Source organism: Atopobium minutum 10063974 (assembly GCF_000364325.1).
Taxonomy (GTDB): Bacteria; Actinomycetota; Coriobacteriia; order Coriobacteriales; family Atopobiaceae; genus Atopobium; species Atopobium minutum.
The window spans coordinates 1,035,925-1,051,733 of record NZ_KB822533.1 but is presented as its reverse complement, the minus strand read 5'-3'; the positions used below and the strand labels follow the sequence as shown (position 1 = coordinate 1,051,733).

Below are 15,809 nucleotides of genomic sequence, written 5' to 3'. Positions count from 1 at the left end.
AGATAATAGGGTATCCTGTGGCGTATAGGATACAGGACACAATTCACATAGTAGTAAAGGGGTTCTTATGGGGGCATATGGTCAGGCGCGTCCAGGTACGGCACGTGAGATCTGTGCTCTTTTATCCGATGCTCCCTTTGATGAAATCCCTGTCTTAGCTCAGCGGTATAGCGAGGATCCCCGTACGCAGGTCAAGCATGCTGTTGGCGTTGCTTTACGGCGCTACGAGAAGGAAACTGCAGAGCGTACGCGCGTAGTAACTATGTATCAGAAGATGCAAGAGTATGGCGGCCAGGGTATGGTACTGGGCGTAGATGAGGTGGGTCGTGGCGCGGTAGCAGGTCCACTTACGGTGTGTGCTGTGGCACTTCCAGCAGAGCCCATCATTTGGGGCATTAATGACTCCAAACAGCTTACTGCTGCACGCAGAGAAGCCCTTGCAGCGCAAATAGCACAACACGCACTTGCCATTGGCATTTCACATATAGAGCCTTCTTCCATTGACGCTGCAGGCATGGCCACATCACTTCGTATGGCCATGGCAAGCGCAATTAAAAATACGGGTGTGCAGGCAGACGCTGTGTTGATTGATGGCAATCCCGTACAGGTACATCCAAAAGAGCGCTGTGTTGTTAAGGGTGACGCTACGATTGCCTGTATTGCTGCTGCCTCCATTGTTGCAAAAGTTACGCGTGACGCTCTAATGGTTGCCTATGACGCAGAATATCCAGGCTATCATTTTGCAGAATCTAAAGGGTATGCCTCTTCAGAACATATTGCTGCTATCAAAGCAAAGGGCCTATGTCCCATCCATCGCGTCTCATTTTGCGGCAATTTCTTAGAGACGCCACCTCTCTTTTAACATTGCAACTGGTAGTGTTTGTCTCTTGTTGTTAGTTGTTTGGTTTGTGTAAGGCCTGTTTGTCATGCTGTGTGTGTAGAACTCTTTAAAGGAGGCAGCATGCATGATAGTTCTTCAAAAGCGCAAGAAAAAACTAAGGGCCGCATATATACCAAACCTATTACAGATTACTCAGCCCAAGAGGTTGGGCGTGAGGGAGAAAACATCGCCCAGCAATACCTCATTAAACGTGGATACACTATCCGCGCCACCAATCTCAAGATTGCGGGAGTAGAGATTGATATCGTTGCACAGAGCAACCAAAATGACACACTTGTTAATGTGGGAGAAGCACGAGAGCTTGTCCTTATCGAGGTAAAGACACGCGTGTGCCTGTGCAAGGACACAGAAGATACCTATCCCGAATATGCTGTCGATAGGCGCAAGCAAGCGCGCTATGCAAGGGCAGCGCAGGCGTTTGAAAGCTGTTTTGATTACAGTAGGCCCATACGCTTTGACGTTATTTCCATTCAGCTTATGAACGACAATCTTGCACGCATTCATCATAGTATTGGTGCCTTTGAAGTAGATGAACAGCAATGGCAGTGACAATTCATGCAGCAATTTTAAGAGGTATTACGGCTATTCCCATAGAGATTGAGGTTGGCTTATCTGGTGGCATTCCAGGTCTTACTATTGTTGGAATGCCCGATGCTGCGGTGTTGGAGGCGCGCTCACGTATACGTTGTGCCATGCGCGCAACGGGATTTTCCGTTCCACGGATGCATGTGACGGTTAATTTATCTCCTAGTGATATACGCAAATCGGGAAGTGGCTTAGACCTGCCCATTGCTGCCGCAATTCTTTGCGCGACACAGCAAATTCCTTGTTCTGCTTTTGATGAGTTTTTAGTTGTTGGAGAACTTTCACTGGATGGTAAGGTGTGTCCCGTGCGTGGAGAGTCTGCCTATGAACGGTACTGCCAAACGAATACTATGAATTTATGTGGAGCGTTGCAAACAAGTTCCTATGGGTGGAGTGTTCATACCCTTGCAGATTTACGCAGTCCTGCCAAAGCCAAAGAGCTTACGCATTCCTCTGCAGCAGTTGATAGTTACTTTACTTCTGAGATAGATGAGGTGGGGGACTACAATCAAGTGTACGGACAAGAGTTAGTCAAACGTGCGCTTGTCATTTCTGCAGTGGGTAAACATGGATTGCTCATGGTTGGACCACCTGGCGTAGGCAAAACTATGCTTGCACGTTGTCTTCCTCAAATCTTGCCACCCTTAACTCAAAAAGAACGACAAGAATCGTTGCTTATCCACTCCGTTGCAGGATTGCCAACACATAAAATCGCTCAAGGAATACCAGCCTTTAGAGCACCACACCATTCCATTTCTATGGCAGGAATGGTAGGTGGAGGACGACCTGTTATGCCCGGTGAAATTTCTTTAGCACACAAAGGCGTACTTTTTTTGGATGAAATACCAGAATTTGCCTCCAATACACTCCAAGTGTTACGGCAACCTATTGAACAAAAATTGGTACGTCTTGTTCGTGCAGATGGTGTCTACGAATTTCCGTCCGATTTCTTACTCATAGCTGCTGCTAACGTAATCCTTCTGAGCTTGATACTTATACATAGCACAGAATGCCTGCAAAAGCCCAGCATTTCAGCTATTTTTCGGCTTTTATTGATTGCCGTCTTAGAAGCACTTTGGGAACTTGTGATAGAAAGTCGTACACACTTAATGGGGGTGTGCATAAAAGTAAACGATAGCTATTCAATCGTTTACTGATAAGGAGGAGCAGATGAGTGAATTCAAAAATAGGAATTTAAAGGTCTACAGTTTTGGCAACAGCTGGAAAAATGAGTCACCAAGAATTCTCCTTCAAGGCAGGTGGCTGGAGGCAGCGGGCTTTGAAATTGGCGATCATGTTGTTGTTGAACCGAGCGATGGGAGACTGGTTATTTCAAAATTAAATTATGAGGCATAAATTCCTCGTGGCGGTAGTCACCTCCCTCATACATATTTGTATAATCAAAAAAGTAATTACAATATTAGTGACAATATGCCCATCAGCTGGTATAATGATGTTTAGTCTGGGGGTAACTATGAATAACTCTGAACAGAAAAAAGTAATGAAGTTTTACAATATGTCCGCTTTTTTGAAGGGACAGTCTTCCAAAATCATCACATCATTGTCCGAAGATGACGATGCCGCCTTCATCTTGAAGAACGGAAAACCGCTGGCTGTTCTTATCTCCAACGAACGCTATGAGAGGCTGCTGGCAGCCGGTATTGATATTTTAGAATATTAAAAGCAAAGAGGGATTGTTGAATGGCCGTGAAAAAGACAGAGCTATATTCGCTTCTATGGGAAGCGTGTGACAAATTAAGAGGTGGCGTAGAGCCGGCAAGGTATAAGGATTATGTGCTTGTGCTCTTGTTCTTCAAATACGTATCAGACAGGTATAAGGGGACCCGATATGGTGAGTTCACTGTAAGTCCGGGAGCTTCTTTTGATGACCTGATTTCCGCCAAAGGCAAAAAGGATGTCGGTGAGCGAGTAGACACCATCCTGTCCAAGTTCTTGGAAGATAACCAACTGCAGGGTTCTCTTCCCGAGGTGAGCTTCAATGATGAAGCAGAGCTTGGTAAAGGTAAGGAACTGGTCGACAAGGTTTCCGGCCTGATTGGTGTGTTCCAAAACCCGGCGATCGATTTCAAAAATAACCGTGCCAGCGGGGACGACATTATCGGAGACGCTTACGAGTTCTTCATGATGAAGTTTGCCCAAGAGTCCGGCAAGAGTAAAGGCCAGTTTTATACACCGAGCGAAGTCTCTCGCACGATAGCTCGGCTGCTGGGAATCAGTCACATTAAGCAGTCTGTTGATAAGAAATGGACGCTCTACGATCCAGCAGCAGGTTCAGGGAGTCTATTAATTCGGGCAGCCGACGAGGCTCCAAAGGATGCCAACGGCGACAGCATCGTCACGATTTATGGTCAAGAAAAAGATCACGCTACGGCAGGTCTTGCCAAAATGAACCTGATCCTGCATCAAAAGGGCACGGGAGAAATCAAAACCGACTCAACCCTCTACGAACCACAGTTTTTAGATGAGTTCGGTCAGCTCCGCCAGTTTGATTTCGTGGTCATGAACCCGCCTTTTTCCGACAAGTCTTGGTCGGACGGGATTAATCCAGAACATGATAAATATGGACGCTTCAAGGGTTATGGGATACCTCCGGAAAAGAACGGCGATTATGCCTGGTTTTTACATGTCTTAAAATCGCTGACAGATGACGGGAAAGCCGCCATCATCATGCCGCACGGCATTCTGTTTAGAGGAAATAGCGAAGAGGGTATCCGTAAGGAAATCCTCAAACGCAAATACATCACTGGCATCGTTAGTCTCCCTGCTAACCTTTTCTATGGAACCGGTATTCCTGCGTGCATTATCGTGATAGACAAGGAAAATGCGGAAGAGCATGAAGGCATCTTCATGATCGATGCCAGTCACGGATTCAAAAAGGATGGCGCAAAGAACCGCCTGCGTGAACAAGACATCGAAAAAATCGTGCAAGCCTTCACGAAACGGCAGGAGATCGAGGGCTATTCCCGTATGGTTTCCTACGAAGAGATCAACGAGAAAAATGACGGCAATCTTAACGTTCCACGCTATATTCAGCCCATTGATGACACGCTGCCACAAAACATTGCCGCGCATCTGCAAGGTGGTATTCCGCGTGAAGACCTGAACTCTCTGCATGCGCTCTGGGATATTGCGCCCCATCTAAAAGCAGAGCTATTCAAGGCTGGTGCTCATGATCGCTTTGACCTATTGAAGGAACAGGATGAGATAGCCTCTGTTATCGCAGAAGATAAAGCTTTGGATGCACAAAAACAAGTGGAGACCTGCGATCTTTTTGATGCATGGAAAGAAGTTGCTAAGGACAAACTAATGAATATCCAAAGTGACATCGACCCGCGCCTTTTTATACGCAGGCTCAGCCAAAAACTGCTCTACGACTATCAAGATGCCAAACTTTTGGATGCTTATGACGTGTTTGACGTTCTCATGAACTACTGGAACGAAAAACTGCAGGACGATGTCTATATCATCAAGGCATCTGGCTATCTTGCTGGGCGCGAGATTGAGTATAAATACGGTACGAAAAAAGAAAAGCAAGACGGCGAAACCGTCACCGTGGAAGACAAAAGCAAAGTCAATGGCTTTGACGGTGTGCTCATTCCAATAGGTCTTTTGGAAGACGAGTTCTTCTCGGAAGACAAAAAAGAAATCGAAGCTTTGAACGAGCGGGCCTCCGCTCTTGAAGCCCAAATGTCGGAAACCGTTGAAGATCAGGACGAAGAAGAAAACCTGTTCAAGGAAGTCCTCAGTAACACCGGAAAAGTCACTGACAAGCTGCTGAATGACCGTATTAAAGTACTGGAAGGAAAGAAACAATCCAAAGAGCTTTATGATCTTGACTCCGTGTTAGTGGCCTTAGCAAAGAAAGACACAGAAAAAGCCAAAACCATCATTGACAGCAATGAGGCATTGGCCGTTCTTGACCTGTGCACCAAAACAGGCAAACCGAACAAAGCAAAAGTCACAGCCGCACGCAAAGAACTGGCAGACTCACTGCCAGTCCCTGACAGCGTCAAGGACGAATACGAAGCTTTATCTGACTATGCAGAGAAAAATAGTGAGCTGAAAGCACTCAAAAAAGAAGCTACGGCTCTACAAAAGGCACTGGATGAAAAACTGCTCGAAAGATACCCGGTCTTGACTGAGGAAGAAATCAAGCATCTCCTCTTTGATCGCAAATGGATGCTGCGCCTGAAAACCTCTATCACAGCAGAGTTTGGGCAGGTCATCAATCAGTATGCTCAAAAAATCACCGAGATTGCCAAACGCTACAAGAAGACACTGCCCGAAATAGAAACAGAAGTGCAGACCTCCCGAGATGCGGTGATGAGAAACCTCGAAAGGATGGGCTACACATGGTGAACTATCCAGAAGATTGGAAAACTTATAACTTTGATGACTATTTTGCGATATTGAACAATAATACTTATCCAAGAGCAATGGAGTCAGCTACAGGTCAAATCAGCAATATCCATTACGGAGACGTGTTAATTAAATACGGGGAGAATCTGAACAATGTTAATGATGTACCGAAGCTGAGCTCTGCACTTGATACCTCAGCATTTGAACTGCTGAGAAATGGCGATGTAGTTTTTGCCGATACGGCTGAAGATGACACTGTGGGCAAATGTATTCAGATTGGTGACTTTAAGGGAAAACTTATATCTGGGCTTCATACGATTCCATGCCGACCAAAAATAGAAACAGCATCCGGATTTTTAGGATACTACCTAAATTCAAGGTTGTTTCATGATCAACTGCTGCCATATATCACGGGCATCAAAGTATCTTCGATATCAAAAACAGATATTAAAAACACGGAGATAACGATACCGCCTCTTCCAGAGCAGCGGGAGATCGCCAAGGTGCTGTCCTCGTTTAATGAGCATCTGGCGAATTTGGATGAACTGATTACCAAGAAGAAAGCCATTCGTGACGGTGCGCTCGAGGAACTGGTCAGCGGCAAGAAACGCCTGCAAGGCTTTGATGGCGAGTGGGGACATCTCTCATTCGAAAAAACTGTCACTCCTAAAGCAAGAATCGGATGGCAAAACCTTAGAACAGATGAATATTTAAGCGTGGGATATAGCTATATATTCGGAGGTACAGACTTCAGTAACGGAACGATAGATCTTTCAGCATGCAACTTTGTAACCAAAGAAAGATATGCAATGGATCAGTTCATTCAGGTCTCTAAAGGTGATGTTCTTGTAACTAAAGATGGAACGATTGGAAAAGTGGCAGTCGTTCCCAAGATTGACAAGCCAGCAACACTAAATAGCGGGGTTTATGTTTTTCGACCGAACGGACAGTTGACTAAACAGTTTTTATATTGGATTTTACGCTCGTCAATATTTGACAGATTTATTGAAGATTTGTCAGCAGGATCAACGATTAAACACTTATATCAAAAAGATCTTAAGAATTTTTATTTTGATGCTCCAAAGCATGTTGAGGAGCAGCAAGCGATTGCAGATGCGCTTTCTTCTATGGATGCGGAAATCCTGGCTTTGGAAGAGGAACGCGAGAAAATAGAGAAGATAAAACTTGGCGCGATGGACGATCTGCTTACAGGTCGTGTGCGTTTGAACGCAGAGGTGTAGCTATGGTCAGTAGAGAATATGAAACCCAAAAGAAGCTGTTGAAGTCTTGGCTTGTAAACGAGCTGGGTTATCGGTATCTGGGCAATCTTCATGATGAATACAATGACCCGGTGAAGCCTGACTTGCTGCGCGCACATTTGGAAAAGGCAGGTTATTCGGATGCTTTGATTAAGCGTGCTATCCAGCGGATGGTGACCTTAAGTAAGAATCAGAGCATGGGTCTTTATGCACTGAATAAAGAGATGTATTCCCTGCTTCGCTACGGGGACAAACCGAAGGAGACTCCGAACTCGAAAAACGTGACGGTTCATTACATTAACTGGGATGATCCGGAGGCGAATGATTTCGCTGTCGCCGAAGAAGTGACGGTGCCTCGTAACGTGGAAGAACGAAATAAGCGTCCGGATGTCGTGATCTATGTGAACGGGATCGCCTTGGGCATGTTTGAGCTGAAACGCTCCTCGGTGAGTGCGGGTGAAGGAATCCGTCAGCTTTTAACCAATCAGAAGTCCGAGAACATTCCCGGTTTCTTTTCTACCGAGCAGCTGCTTTTTGCGGGAAATGAATCGGAAGGTTTGTTTTATGGTGTGATTGAGACGCCGGAAAAGTTCTATCTGCAGTGGAGTGAGGACGAAAAAGCGTCCAATCCTCTTTCTCTGAAAATTCGAGAGCTGATTGGTAGTGATAAGAACAAGCTGCGTGCCGGCGTGATTTCTTTATGCCAAAAAGAGCGCTTTCTGGAAATGGTCGAGAATTTCATGATTTTTGATGCCGGCAGGAAAAAGACTGCCCGCCACAATCAGTTCTTCGCTAATGTTGCCGCCAGAAAGTACATTCAAAATAATGAGGGCGGGATTATCTGGAATACTCAGGGATCCGGCAAGTCCCTCATCATGGTTTGGCTGACCAAGTGGATTATTGAAAATATTGACAACAGTCGCGTCGTGATCATCACGGATCGTGAGGAGCTGGACGAGCAGATCAAAGATCTCTTTTTTGACGTGGGCGAAACAATCACACGTGCGAAGAGTGGCGCGGATTTGCGTGACCTTCTAAACAAGAATGAGGACAGCATTATATGTTCCCTAATTCATAAGTATGGCTATAACGCCGGCAAGGATTCGGATATAGAGCTGTATCGCAAGCAGCTGCTGGACAATCTGCCTGCTGACTATAAAGCTAAAGGTCATATTGTGGCGTTTATCGATGAGTGTCATCGGACGAATTCCGGCAAGCTCCATGAAGCAGTGCGGTTGCTGATGCCGGATGCGACGATCATCGGTTTTACCGGGACACCACTGTTGCAGAAGGATAAGAAGACAAGTTTGGAGGTTTTCGGTCCATATATTCATACCTATAAGTTTGATGAGGGCGTGCGTGATGGCGTTATCTTGGATCTGCGTTATGAGGCTAGAGACGTTGATCAATATTTATCGAGTGCGGAAAAAACTGATCAGTGGTTTGAGGCTAAGACTGCGGGATTAACGGAATGCGGGAAAGCCCAACTCAAGCGCAGCTGGGCAACCCTGTCAAAGCTGTACAGTTCAAAGGATCGCCTGCAAAGGATCGTTGCTGACATTATGGCAGATATGGTGAATTTACCCCGCTTGAAACAGGATCGTGGGACGGCTATGTTGGTGGCCGGAAGTATTTATGAGGCTTGCCGTTATTATGATCTGTTTACTTCGAGCGGTTTTAATAAGTGCGCGATCGTCACCTCTTATGTTCCTTCGGATTCTAATGTGCGCACGGCAACAAGCGATTTAGATGAACCCGGTGAGGCTGAATACAAAGAAAGCGTTTATCGCCGGATGCTGGGCGGAGAATCTATTCAAGATTTTGAAACTCGCGTCAAGGAAGAGTTCAAAAAAGAACCGGCTAAGATGAAACTCCTCATTGTAGTGGATAGACTTCTGACCGGTTTTGATGCGCCGAGCGCCACCTATCTTTATATTGACAAATCTATGCGTGACCATGATCTGTTCCAAGCGATTTGCCGTGTAAATAGACCGGACGATGACAGTAAAGACTACGGCTTTATTGTGGATTACAAAGACCTGTTTCGTTCCGTGCAACTGGTTATTGACGAATACACGTCCGGTGCTTTTGATGACTACGCCAAGGAAGATGTGGACGGTTTGATTAAGAACCGTTATAACGAAGCTAAAGCGGAAATGGTGGGCGCACTTCACTCTTTGGACGACCTGCTCTCTCCCGTTGATGAACCGGAAGAAGACGCAGAATATATTCAGTTTTTCTGCGGGGATTCCGATGATGATGCTCAGACTGATGAGAACGCCGCTAAGCGTGACACCCTCTATAGCTTAACTGCCAGCCTGACTCGCTCTTTTGGCGAGTGCTGTGACCGTTTAGAGAGTCACTTTGACTACACCCATGATGATGTGCAAAAGCTACGCTCCACTATTTTGAATTACAACCGCCTGAAAGACATGATCAAACTGGCTAGTGCGGACTTTATTGATCTAAAACCTTATGAAGAGGACATGCGTTTCATTTTGGATAACTATGTCCGTGCCGAAGACAGCAAGGTCGTTAGCTCTCTTGACGATATTCCATTAGTGCAGTTGCTTTTGGATAAAACAACGACAACACCAATCGAACAAATTATTGATGGTCTGCCGGGCAGTAACGAAGCCAAGGCGGAAACGATCGAGAACAACCTGACCCATGAGATCGTACGAAAGATGTCCACCAATGAAATACATTACGGTAAGCTCTCGGAGATGCTCAAAAAAGTAATTGACGCCAGGAAGATCGAAGCCATCACTTATGAGGAGTATTTGCGTCAGGTAGTGGAGCTGGCAAAGTCGATTTTGCATCCGGAGGAAAGTGAAGAATACCCTGAGGCGATTCGCGACAGTGAAGCCAGGAGGGCTCTTTACGACCTGATGGATGGAGATACTGATTTAAGTGTTGCCCTTGACGGAGCGATTCTTCGAGCACGTCAGCCTGATTGGCGCAGCAACTTGCAAAAACAACGCAAAATAGAACTTGCTATTAATCAGCTTTTGAGGGCATATGGATATGACGAAAACAAGATAGACGAGGCGACAGAACGCATCTTCGACCTCGTGAAGAAACAGGACGAATATGCTTTATGAAAAAGGAAATACTTGAGATAGGAAAAATTTCTATCACCATTACAAGAAAGAGGAACCTCAAAAACCTCTATATACGGATTTATCCGCCCGACGGCGAGGTCGGTGTCAGTGCGCCTGCCTCCCTGTCAACGGAAGATATCACGCAATTTGTGTTAAAAAAAATGCCCTCAATCACAAAAACTCGCGAGAAAATGCTCACACAAAATCGGCAAAGCAAACGACGCTATGTGTCCGGTGAAGCCCATTATCTATGGGGCAAACCGTATCGCCTGCAGGTGGTTCATGACGGCACAAAGCGCAGCATCGCAAAGATGCCAAAAAAGATCGTGATGACTGTACCTGAAGATGCAACGGAGGATCAGCGGGAAAAACTAATGACGGAATGGTACAGGAAAGAGATTAAAAGAGCTTTACCTGCCGTCACCAAACGCTGCGAACAGCGCATGTCGTTACACGCCGATGAATACCGTGTTAAAAACATGAAAACCAAATGGGGCACCTGTAACATTTCTGAACGTCGCATCTGGATCAATCTTCAACTGGTCAAAAAAGCACCGGAGTGCTTGGAGTATGTCGTCACCCATGAGTTGGTGCATTTGCTTGAAAGAAATCATACGCATCGTTTTCATGCTTTAGTGGAGCAGTTCTATCCGACCTGGCGGGACGCTAAGAAACTGCTTGAAGAGCTGCCGCTGGATTATATAGACGCTGAGGAAGCCGAAAATGAGGAGTAAAAAGTTGAACACAAGCGATGTCTATGATGTCAACAAGAAAACTGGGGCTCTTATCCTCGGTAAAAATAGGCTGGAAGAGTATGCGACGAAATACTTGAGTAAGCACTGTCTGGAAGCTTTAATAACCCCTATGCCGCTACCGGTTGAAAAAATCCTGCAGAATGAAAATCTCACAGTTGTTGAGGCAAAACTTTCTCCCACGCTGGATGTGTTCGGCTGTTGCCTTCTTTTAGATGGAACCGTTGAGATCTATAACCCGGATACCTATACCTATGAAGAAAACTTCTACCCTGAAGGCACCATCTTGATTGATCCGGATTACGGCCTGATCTATGGTGAGGGGGCAAAAAGAAACACTCTGATGCATGAAGCCCTGCACTGGGAAAAAGACAAAAAATACTTTGACATTAAAGCATTACGGGAATCTGGGGACGGAGAAGAATTCACACCGATCTTAGGCAGACAATCGGAAACTTTCCTTACTCCATCATCTGCGCAACGAAAAGACAATGAAGTCAAATGGCTCGAATGGCAATGTCACAGACTGGCACCACGAGTGCTCATGCCCCTGCACACATTCAAATTAAAAGCAATGGAGCTTATTGAAGATGAGGAAAACGACATCGGCTCATGCGACAGCCTGATCGATGCCCTCAGCGAATTCTTTATCGCTTCACGTTCCGCCGTTAAATATCGCTTGCTCGAAGTAGGCCTACAGAAACAGATCGAAGACTACGCTGACTTTGAGGACGTTTATTCGACAACCCTGCTGTCAGATAATAGAGAATTCGCCAAGCTTTCCGAAGAAGAAGCACTGTTACTCCTGCTTAACCATCCACAAATTGCTGCCTGGATAAAGTCGGAGGATTACGTATTCGTCGACGGATATTTCATTCGCAACAGCACAAAATATCTGCGAAGAGATGCCTCCGGAATGCTTCGACTCAATGCTTATGCCAAAAAGAATCTGGAAAAATGCGTCCTGCTCATACAAGACGTCACCGTCAAAGATTACGGCGGACTTCAAAAAGACTTAACAGGAACAAGTTACCTACTCTCGTCTATCGGGACAAATAAACGCATTAAAGTTTTTGATCCAAAATATCAAGAACGCTCCAAAATTGAATCGGGTGATGAAAAGGCCTATCACAATGCAATCAACGAGATTCTTGCAGATACCGATAATGATTGTCAGCTTATAAAACTTATTTCTGATCCAACCCTAACCTTATGTAATGCCTTAAGGTCAATTATGAATCAAAAGGAATGGACATCTTCGCTATTTCTCAGAAAAACGAACTTGTACCAGGAGCTATACACAAAAATCAAAAACAATCGACAAAACAATATGAAAAAGGAGACCCTACTCGCAATTTGCGTCGGTCTATCCTTGAGCTATCTTGTCACAAGCACGTTGATGGAGAAGGCGGGATTCGCACTAAATCCCTATCAGCCACCTGACAGTGTGTACATAAGAATTCTGCAGCGATATCCCAATTTAAGCATCGACGATTTTAATAATCTTTTGCAGGCTGCCGGAATCACCTCTCTCAAAACAAAATCGAGATCCTAAAAAATAATCTGACTCACTGAGTCATACAGAGCCCTGAAAATGGGCTTTTTTTTATGCCATTTTTCCCGAAAACCTTTATTTACAAGGCTTTTTATCCTGACTTTTCAAGTCATACACCTTTTTTTATTACATGAGATTCTAAGGATGAGATCAAGAAATTTTGCATGAATCTTGATCTTTCAATGGCAAGATGCACCGTCTGATCAGCAGTGGCTCACATCTTCCATTGAACAAGTAAATAACTCTGACCAAACGATGAGCAGTGCGGTCACACGTCCGTTCGGAGAAATCCGAAGACCTGTGATTGCTTTCTTGCGCTCATTTTTAGGTCGCTTTCCTCCGTTCGGGCCAGTCAACCAACGGAGGAAAAATTATGGCTAAGAATTATGACAATCTGATCTATTACCGTGACTGCGGATTTATCGAAGTCACACCCGATGTTAAAAAATTTCTCGAAAAAGAGCGGGACAATCTTCGCCATCGCATGCAGGGACGCCATGAATGCGTCTGCCCGCGTGAGCGATTCAATCTATGTGATACCGACTGCGTCGGATGTCCGTATCACAGAAACGGGATCTTCGATTCCATTGATGCTCCAATACCGGGAACCGAGGGGCTGACTCTATCAGACGTTTTGCCGGACACGGCCCCCTCGCCCGAGGCAGTTCTTGCCGAGAAAGTTCTGAAAGAAAGCATCGAATCAATCAAAGAGCGCTGCTCTGATGAAGAACTGAAGATCATCGAAGGTCTCGAGCAAGGCAAACCAAAACGCCAGATGGCGAAGATTTTGGGAATACCCGCATCCACCTATCGTGACAGGAAAACAAAGCTCTTAGCTCGCCTCGCTCGCGAATTTTCCGATCTCGAAGATTTTCTTTAAAAAAATCCGTCCGTTTTGCCGTCTCACATCCAGAGAGGTTTGGAGGGAGACGGCAAAGCCCTCGGAAAGGAGGAGAAGACCATGAAGAACAAATCGCCGAGCGTAAGCAAGGCAGAGCTTATCGAAGTGCTCTGCGCCATATCCGTTATCACCAAAGACCTAACCAGACGACTATTGCAGAAAGGAGACAATCCCTATGGGACAGATGAAGAAAATGAAGTCTGTTATAGACGACCTACATGCTTGTAGCGACTACTTGAACGGACTCGCAACAGAACTGGCACAAATGTATGGGACGGAAACACCTCATGAAGAACCCGTTAAAGAAGAGGCACCTAAGAAGCAGGAGCTGAAGCTCGAAGATGTGCGAGCTGTGCTGGCAGACATCTCCCGCATAGGACATACCGCAGAAGTCAGAGCACTCATCGAAAAGTATGGGGCAGACAGGCTTTCCAAGGTTGATCCAAAAAACTATGAAGCCCTGCTTCATGACGCGGAGGTGCTCCATGTCGACTAAGCATGCACTTCTCTCAGCATCAAGCGCCCAGCGCTGGCTTGCCTGCCCGCCTTCCGCATTGCTTTCGGCAAAGTACGAGGACACATCTTCGGATTACGCAAAAGAAGGCACGGATGCGCATAGTCTTGCCGAATATAAGGTGCTGAAGGCGCTGGGAAAAGATGCTGCCGATCCGACGGAGAACCTTGACTACTTTAACGAAGAGATGGACGAAGCGACGGATAGCTACGCTGCCTATGTGGCAGAGCATGTTGAGGCTGCGAAGAAGGAAACGCCTGATCCGGTTGTGCTCGCGGAACAGCGAGTGGACTTCTCTCGCTGGGTGCCGGAAGGCTTTGGCACGGCAGACTGTTTAATCGTCTCAGACAAAGCCTTGGCGGTCATCGACCTTAAATACGGACAAGGTGTCCTCGTTGAGGCTAAGCGCAATCCTCAGATGATGTGCTATGCCCTCGGCGCACTCGAAATGTTCTCCGCACTCTATGACATCGAGACGATCACGATGACGATCTTCCAGCCGAGGCGCGACAACGTTTCAACCTATGAGCTACCCGTATCCGATCTGCTTGACTGGGCGGAGAACACGCTGAAGCCAAAGGCGGCTCTTGCCTCAAAAGGTGAAGGAGACTTCAAAGCCGGTGAGCATTGTCGCTTCTGCAAAGCAAGGAACGACTGTCGTGCCCGAGCCGAAGCCAATCTTGCCCTGGCAAAGTATGACTTCGCGCTACCGCCGACCTTAACCGATGCAGAAATCGAAGCCATCTTACCTGTTCTTGACGAGCTGACCGCTTGGGCAGAAGACATCCAAGCCTATGCGCTGACGAAAGCCTTATCCGGCAAAACGTGGCACGGCTACAAGCTCGTCGAAGGTCGCAGCAATCGAAAGTACGTGAGTGCCGATGCCGTTGCAGAGAAAGTCCAAGACGCGGGCTTCGATCCATTCGAGAAGAAGCTGCTCGGCATCACCGCGATGCAAAAGCTCATGGGCAAGAAACGCTTTGACGAACTGCTCGAAGGGCTTATCGAAAAGCCGCAAGGCAAACCAACACTCGTGCCGGAGTCGGATAAACGCCCGGCTATTCATACAGCAAAAGACGATTTTAAGGAGGAAATTTAAATGTCAACCTATAAGAACCCAATGAAAGTTATAACCGGTCCTGATACACGCTGGAGTTACGCAAATGTGTGGCAGCCAAAATCAATCAACGGAGGCAAGCCGAAATACAGCGTGTCACTCATTATTCCGAAATCCGACACAGTCACGTTAAACAAGATCAAGGTTGCAATCGAAGCCGCCTACAAGGAAGGCGAAGCCAAGCTCAAGGGCAACGGTCGCTCCGTGCCGGCGCTTTCTGCAATCAAAACGCCACTTCGTGACGGAGACGTGGAACGTCCGGACGACGAAGCCTATGCGAACAGCTACTTCCTGAATGCCAACTCCACCTCAAGGCCTGGCATTGTAGATAGCGATCGAAACGAGATCATTGACAGCTCCGAGGTCTATTCCGGTGTGTACGGTCGTGCGTCTATCAACTTCTACGCATTCAATAGTAACGGCAATCGAGGAATCGCCTGCGGACTCAACAACCTGCAGAAGATTCGTGATGGCGAGCCTCTGGGCGGTCACACCTCAGCAGCTGAGGACTTTGCAGCCGACGATGACGACGATTTCTTGAGCTAAGGAGGTGTGTCATGACTTATCTACTTGATTTCATGTCTCAGCTCGTCATCGCACTGGCGGTCGGATTTACCTTCGGAGCTGCTTTTGCCAATGTGCTTATCGCAAGACTCGAGAAGCGTGAGAAGAAAAAGAACGACGTTCAGTAAAACCAAAAATGACGCAGAGAGGCAGACAGAGACAGAAGTCTGTCTCTCT

15 protein-coding genes are annotated in these 15,809 nt (G+C 46.4%); all 15 read left to right on the top strand.

The features are described from left to right. Nucleotides 1-67: 67 nt before the first annotated feature. The 15 genes from HMPREF1091_RS04875 (at nucleotide 68) to HMPREF1091_RS08520 (ending at nucleotide 15,760) form a co-directional block, all read left to right on the top strand. Nucleotides 68-862, top strand: coding sequence for a ribonuclease HII (locus HMPREF1091_RS04875; protein WP_002563722.1), 795 nt, complete (start codon nucleotides 68-70; stop codon nucleotides 860-862). A gap of 99 nt (nucleotides 863-961) precedes the next feature. Next, on the top strand, nucleotides 962-1,450 hold the full coding sequence (locus tag HMPREF1091_RS04870; RefSeq protein WP_002563721.1) for a YraN family protein: 489 nt from the start codon (nucleotides 962-964) through the stop codon (nucleotides 1,448-1,450). Then, nucleotides 1,441-2,643 carry a YifB family Mg chelatase-like AAA ATPase gene (locus HMPREF1091_RS04865; protein WP_002563720.1) on the top strand — a complete coding sequence of 401 codons (1,203 nt, stop codon included), beginning with the start codon at nucleotides 1,441-1,443 and terminating at the stop codon, nucleotides 2,641-2,643. Before HMPREF1091_RS04870 ends, HMPREF1091_RS04865 begins: the two co-directional genes overlap by 10 nt. Nucleotides 2,644-2,656: 13 nt before the next feature. After that, nucleotides 2,657-2,842, top strand: coding sequence for a SymE family type I addiction module toxin (locus tag HMPREF1091_RS04860; protein WP_002563719.1), 186 nt, complete (start codon nucleotides 2,657-2,659; stop codon nucleotides 2,840-2,842). Between the two features lie 118 nt (nucleotides 2,843-2,960). Then, on the top strand, nucleotides 2,961-3,167 hold the full coding sequence (locus HMPREF1091_RS04855; RefSeq protein ID WP_002563718.1) for a type II toxin-antitoxin system Phd/YefM family antitoxin: 207 nt from the start codon (nucleotides 2,961-2,963) through the stop codon (nucleotides 3,165-3,167). A gap of 20 nt (nucleotides 3,168-3,187) precedes the next feature. Continuing rightward, nucleotides 3,188-5,866: an HsdM family class I SAM-dependent methyltransferase gene (locus tag HMPREF1091_RS04850; protein WP_002563717.1), complete on the top strand. Its 2,679-nt coding sequence runs from the start codon at nucleotides 3,188-3,190 to the stop codon at nucleotides 5,864-5,866. Next, nucleotides 5,860-7,107, top strand: a complete 1,248-nt coding sequence (locus HMPREF1091_RS04845; RefSeq protein WP_002563716.1) for a restriction endonuclease subunit S — start codon at nucleotides 5,860-5,862, stop codon at nucleotides 7,105-7,107. Before HMPREF1091_RS04850 ends, HMPREF1091_RS04845 begins: the two co-directional genes overlap by 7 nt. A 2-nt stretch (nucleotides 7,108-7,109) precedes the next feature. Beyond that, nucleotides 7,110-10,229: a type I restriction endonuclease subunit R gene (locus HMPREF1091_RS04840; RefSeq protein ID WP_002563715.1), complete on the top strand. Its 3,120-nt coding sequence runs from the start codon at nucleotides 7,110-7,112 to the stop codon at nucleotides 10,227-10,229. After that, entirely contained in the window at nucleotides 10,226-10,963 is a 738-nt protein-coding gene (locus HMPREF1091_RS04835) for a M48 family metallopeptidase (RefSeq protein ID WP_002563714.1), read from the top strand. Before HMPREF1091_RS04840 ends, HMPREF1091_RS04835 begins: the two co-directional genes overlap by 4 nt. A gap of 4 nt (nucleotides 10,964-10,967) precedes the next feature. Then, nucleotides 10,968-12,536 (top strand): ImmA/IrrE family metallo-endopeptidase, encoded by a 1,569-nt coding sequence (locus HMPREF1091_RS04830; protein ID WP_196792752.1) that lies wholly within the window; start codon nucleotides 10,968-10,970, stop codon nucleotides 12,534-12,536. A gap of 373 nt (nucleotides 12,537-12,909) precedes the next feature. Next, complete coding sequence (locus HMPREF1091_RS08055; protein WP_002563712.1) at nucleotides 12,910-13,416, top strand: sigma-70 family RNA polymerase sigma factor; 507 nt, start codon at nucleotides 12,910-12,912, stop codon at nucleotides 13,414-13,416. A 196-nt stretch (nucleotides 13,417-13,612) separates the two neighbouring features. Beyond that, nucleotides 13,613-13,933, top strand: coding sequence for a hypothetical protein (locus HMPREF1091_RS04820; RefSeq protein WP_002563711.1), 321 nt, complete (start codon nucleotides 13,613-13,615; stop codon nucleotides 13,931-13,933). Further along, nucleotides 13,923-15,050 carry a DUF2800 domain-containing protein gene (locus HMPREF1091_RS04815; RefSeq protein ID WP_002563710.1) on the top strand — a complete coding sequence of 376 codons (1,128 nt, stop codon included), beginning with the start codon at nucleotides 13,923-13,925 and terminating at the stop codon, nucleotides 15,048-15,050. Before HMPREF1091_RS04820 ends, HMPREF1091_RS04815 begins: the two co-directional genes overlap by 11 nt. Next, nucleotides 15,051-15,614: a DUF2815 family protein gene (locus tag HMPREF1091_RS04810; RefSeq protein ID WP_002563709.1), complete on the top strand. Its 564-nt coding sequence runs from the start codon at nucleotides 15,051-15,053 to the stop codon at nucleotides 15,612-15,614. It begins immediately after the preceding gene. Between the two features lie 11 nt (nucleotides 15,615-15,625). Next, nucleotides 15,626-15,760 carry a hypothetical protein gene (locus HMPREF1091_RS08520; RefSeq protein ID WP_002563708.1) on the top strand — a complete coding sequence of 45 codons (135 nt, stop codon included), beginning with the start codon at nucleotides 15,626-15,628 and terminating at the stop codon, nucleotides 15,758-15,760. The last annotated feature ends 49 nt before the right edge of the window (nucleotides 15,761-15,809 follow it).

Bases quoted from the DNA above. Each gene is read 5' to 3' on its own strand.
- HMPREF1091_RS04820 (WP_002563711.1), top strand. From the start codon at position 13,613: ATGGGACAGATGAAGAAAATGAAGTCTGTTATAGACGACCTACATGCT.
- HMPREF1091_RS08055 (WP_002563712.1), top strand. From the start codon at position 12,910: ATGGCTAAGAATTATGACAATCTGATCTATTACCGTGACTGCGGATTT.
- HMPREF1091_RS04845 (WP_002563716.1), top strand. From the start codon at position 5,860: ATGGTGAACTATCCAGAAGATTGGAAAACTTATAACTTTGATGACTAT.
- HMPREF1091_RS04865 (WP_002563720.1), top strand. From the start codon at position 1,441: ATGGCAGTGACAATTCATGCAGCAATTTTAAGAGGTATTACGGCTATT.
- HMPREF1091_RS04855 (WP_002563718.1), top strand. From the start codon at position 2,961: ATGAATAACTCTGAACAGAAAAAAGTAATGAAGTTTTACAATATGTCC.
- HMPREF1091_RS04875 (WP_002563722.1), top strand. From the start codon at position 68: ATGGGGGCATATGGTCAGGCGCGTCCAGGTACGGCACGTGAGATCTGT.
- HMPREF1091_RS04835 (WP_002563714.1), top strand. From the start codon at position 10,226: ATGAAAAAGGAAATACTTGAGATAGGAAAAATTTCTATCACCATTACA.
- HMPREF1091_RS04860 (WP_002563719.1), top strand. From the start codon at position 2,657: ATGAGTGAATTCAAAAATAGGAATTTAAAGGTCTACAGTTTTGGCAAC.
- HMPREF1091_RS04850 (WP_002563717.1), top strand. From the start codon at position 3,188: ATGGCCGTGAAAAAGACAGAGCTATATTCGCTTCTATGGGAAGCGTGT.
- HMPREF1091_RS04840 (WP_002563715.1), top strand. From the start codon at position 7,110: ATGGTCAGTAGAGAATATGAAACCCAAAAGAAGCTGTTGAAGTCTTGG.
- HMPREF1091_RS04810 (WP_002563709.1), top strand. From the start codon at position 15,051: ATGTCAACCTATAAGAACCCAATGAAAGTTATAACCGGTCCTGATACA.
- HMPREF1091_RS04870 (WP_002563721.1), top strand. From the start codon at position 962: ATGCATGATAGTTCTTCAAAAGCGCAAGAAAAAACTAAGGGCCGCATA.
- HMPREF1091_RS08520 (WP_002563708.1), top strand. From the start codon at position 15,626: ATGACTTATCTACTTGATTTCATGTCTCAGCTCGTCATCGCACTGGCG.
- HMPREF1091_RS04815 (WP_002563710.1), top strand. From the start codon at position 13,923: ATGTCGACTAAGCATGCACTTCTCTCAGCATCAAGCGCCCAGCGCTGG.